Annotated in this window: 2 protein-coding genes and 2 pseudogenes; 3 read left to right on the forward strand and 1 reads right to left on the reverse strand. The window is 44.7% G+C overall.

Annotated elements, in window-relative coordinates; translation table 11 throughout:
* The first annotated feature begins 276 nt into the window (after nt 1-276).
* Both AACS05_RS00230 and AACS05_RS00235 read left to right on the forward strand, forming a co-directional pair.
* A complete protein-coding gene (locus AACS05_RS00230) occupies nt 277-1,473 on the forward strand; it encodes an AAA family ATPase (protein WP_045449967.1) in 1,197 nt (398 codons plus the stop codon).
* 11 nt (nt 1,474-1,484) lie between these two features.
* Complete coding sequence (locus tag AACS05_RS00235; protein ID WP_045449968.1) at nt 1,485-2,483, forward strand: ParB family protein; 999 nt, start codon at nt 1,485-1,487, stop codon at nt 2,481-2,483.
* Nucleotides 2,484-2,800: 317 nt separating this feature from the next.
* Here the strand turns inward: AACS05_RS00235 and tnpA are convergent.
* Nucleotides 2,801-3,022 (reverse strand): annotated as a pseudogene (gene tnpA / locus AACS05_RS00240) (IS200/IS605 family transposase); the annotation flags it as partial.
* Between the two features lie 7 nt (nt 3,023-3,029).
* On the opposite strand from tnpA, the pseudogene AACS05_RS00245 reads away from it, so the two are divergent.
* A pseudogene (locus AACS05_RS00245) lies at nt 3,030-3,656 on the forward strand (RNA-guided endonuclease InsQ/TnpB family protein); the annotation flags it as partial.

Raw genomic sequence — 3,656 nt, forward strand, 5'->3', positions numbered from 1 at the left:
GTGGAGGGAGGGTGCAGCCAGGCCGCCCGTTGAAGCAGGAACCCACCGAGGTGATTCAGGCTCCGGTCTGAACGCTGTAGGAATCCCCGCCCTTCAGGGCGTGGAGGATGCCAACATGTTGTGACACACCTTTAATCTGCTTAAAACCCCCTGTCCATTTGATAGCTTTTGAGAAAATTAGCCCAAAATGCGTTGCATAAATAAATATGTATGTATTATCATTTTGTGTAGTATTTTTATCTAAATTCAAAAATGCAGCATACAAGGAGTAGTGACATGATTGATGTTGGTCAACTTCAGAAAGTTGCTCAAAGAGCAAACAAAATGCTTCATTTGCTTACAGAGCAAGTGCAACAACAAAAGGATGAGTATCATACAAATGAGTTTCATCAAGTGTACGCAAAGGCTGCTTTGTCAAAATTACCAAAGCTGACGCGTGCTAACGTTGATTACGCAGTGAGTGAAATGGAAGAGCAAGGCTACGTTTTCGATAAACGTCCGGCGGGAAGTTCCATGAAGTATGCGATGTCTATCCAGAATATTGTCGACATCTATCATCATCGTGGTGTGCCGAAGTATAGAGATCGCTATGACAGTGCTTACGTCATTTTTGTCGCTAATCTTAAAGGCGGTGTGTCAAAAACTGTATCAACAGTTTCTCTCGCGCATGCTATGCGTGCGCATCCGCATCTGTTGTTTGAGGATCTACGAATTTTGGTCATTGACCTTGATCCACAATCATCTGCAACGATGTTCCTTAACCATAAGAGTGCTGTCGGGATTGTTAATACTACGTCTGCCCAGGCAATGTTGCAAAACGTTACTCGAGAGGAATTACTGGAAGAATTTATTGTTCCGTCGATAGTGCCTGGTGTAGATGTTATGCCTGCGTCAATTGACGACGCCTTTATAGCCTCTGACTGGAAAGAGCTATGTGGAGCTCACCTGCCAGGGCAAAACGTTCATGCAGTGTTACGAGAAAATGTTATTGATAAGCTGCGTGGAGATTATGACTTCATTCTCGTTGATAGCGGCCCACATCTTGATGCATTCCTGAAAAACGCGTTGGCATCTGCTGATATTTTGTTTACCCCCCTGCCCCCAGCTACTGTCGATTTCCACTCTTCTCTTAAGTATGTGGCGCGTTTACCTGAACTGGTTCGGCTTATTTCCTCCGAGGGATGTGACTGTAAACTTGCGACAAATATTGGGTTTATGTCGAAGCTAAGTAATAAGCCAGATCACAAATATTGCCACAGCCTGGCAAAAGAAGTTTTTGGTGGAGATATGCTGGATGTTGTCCTTCCTCGCCTTGATGGTTTTGAGCGCTGTGGCGAATCGTTTGATACGGTTGTTTCAGCCAACCCGACAACATATGTAGGGAGTGCCGATGCGTTGAAGAATGCGCGCATAGCAGCAGAGGACTTTGCTAAAGCCGTCTTTGACCGTATTGAATTTATCAGATCGAATTAAGGATTTAGAAAATGAGCAATAGAAAATTACGACCAGTCGTTGGCCGAGTGTTAGGACAAACGATGTTGTCTGAAAACGATCCTTCATCCGCTGATAGCACTCAACAAATGCAGATTTTTACCTTGTCCACTGGGCGTCAGGCCACGTTTGTAGAGATTTCGGTCCCGCCTGGCAGTGTTGAGAGTGACACTTTTGTTGTACAGGAAAACAACGGGCGCGATCAGTCTGCATTAACGCCGGAATCACTGAAAAACATCACTCGTACGATGAAATTTCAGCAGTTCTATCCGACGATTGGCGTTCGAAGAGAGGGCAAAATCGAGATTCTCGACGGTTCTCGTCGTCGCGCAGCGGCCATTTTGTGTAAGGTTGGTCTTCGTATACTGGTTACGGACCAGGACATTTCTGTTACCGAAGCGCAGAGACTGGCCAAGGATTTACAGACTTCTGTTGAGCACAATATCCGTGAAATAGGCCTGCGTCTGATGAACCTCAAAAATAGCGGGATGAACCAAAAAGAAATCGCTGCCAGTGAGGGAATGTCACAAGCAAAGGTCACGCGTGCCCTTCAGGCCGCTAGCGCTCCGGAAGATTTGATCGCCCTCTTCCCAGTTCAGTCTGAGCTAACATATTCTGACTACAAGCAACTTTGTGTTGTTGCTGATGAGATGGGCAATAAAAACCTGGCTCTTGATGAGCTGATAAACAACATTTCTAATGAGGTTGATAAGGTCCAGGCCGATGAGGAATTAGCTGAAGATGAGGTTAAAAACCAAATCATGAAGCTGATCACGAAAGAGTCTCAAGCTCTCACGGTAAAAGGTCCAAAAGACAAAGCTATCGTTACAGAATTGTGGGAGTTCGAGGAGAGAAACCATTTTGCGCGCAAGCGAGTTAAGGATCGTGTGATTTCTTATGAGTTCAGTCGTATCCCGCGAGAATTGCAAGATGAACTTGATCGCATGATTAATCATTTGCTCAAAAAAAATCTTTCCAAGCCTGAAAACTAAAAAGTTGCACCGCCCAAATTTTGCGTGTAACTATATATTTTTAAAGAGTTTTTATTGAGAATTTCACGGTGAAATCTCCGCGATTTCACCATTTTCCCCTCGCTATCCCCCATTCTTCAAACTCAACTAATTTAAGTTGTTTTTTTGCTTGTCAACAAATGACTTTTAATAAAATTCATCCTGAAAAGAACTCCAAGCAGTGCCCTGCTTTTGATGGATAGAAATTTTGAATAATCTCCCTGAAATACAAGGCTTGTCTGAATGAAATCGCGAAACGCTCCAAAGATGTTTTAGGTTGGGCTAGTTCCGCGCAGTTTAATTAACAAATGGACGTGATCTCGTTCACCGTCCATTTCAACCCGTTCAGCTTCAAAATCAGCACATATATTTGAAAAGTAAGTGCGTAGTTTTTCTATTGCGTCATGCTCAAAAATCTGGCGTCGGTATTTGGCAACAAAGACCTGGTGAACATGCATCAGGAAGACACAGTGTCTTTTACGTCGTATATCGGTTTCTTTTTTCACCGACCAAAGTATAATTTTGTCTGTGAAACGGCTACAAACATTCAAATTCCGGTTAAGACCAAATGGTCAACAGGAGCGTGAAATGAGGCGTTTCGCAGGCGCATGTCGTTTTGTTTTCAATCGTGCTCTGGCACTTCAGAATGAGAATCATGAGGCCGTGAATAAATATATTTCCTACACGAAAATGACCTCGTGGCTGGTTGAGTGGAAAAACTCACCGGAAATGCAGTGGCTTAAAGATGCCCCGTCACAGCCATTGTAACAGTCACTGAAAGACCCTGAGCGGGCCTGCAAAAATTTCTTCCAGAAACGGGCTGCTTTCCCCCGTTTCAAAAAGCGGGGATGAAATGATGCATTCCGCTATCCGCAGGGGATGAAGCTCGATCAGGATAACAGCCGTATTTTTCTGCCGAAACTGGGCTGGATATGCTACCGCAACAGCCGTCAGGTCACGGGCATGGTAAAAAACGTCACTGTCAGCCAGTCCTGCGGCAAGTGGTACGTCAGCATTCAGACAGAGTGCGAAGTATCAGCCCCCGTTCACTCTTCAGCATCAATGGCCGGTCTTGATGCCGGCGTGGCTAAACTCGCCAGGCTGTCAGATGGCACGATCTTTGAACCTGTAAACAGTTTTCAGAAAAACCAGAAA

The organism is Citrobacter sp. S-77 (genome assembly GCF_963864895.1).
Lineage (GTDB): Bacteria > Pseudomonadota > Gammaproteobacteria > Enterobacterales > Enterobacteriaceae > Citrobacter > Citrobacter murliniae.

Excerpts from the sequence above, each read along its gene's own strand:
- AACS05_RS00230 (WP_045449967.1), top strand. The coding sequence starts at position 277 with ATGATTGATGTTGGTCAACTTCAGAAAGTTGCTCAAAGAGCAAACAAA.
- AACS05_RS00235 (WP_045449968.1), top strand. The coding sequence starts at position 1,485 with ATGAGCAATAGAAAATTACGACCAGTCGTTGGCCGAGTGTTAGGACAA.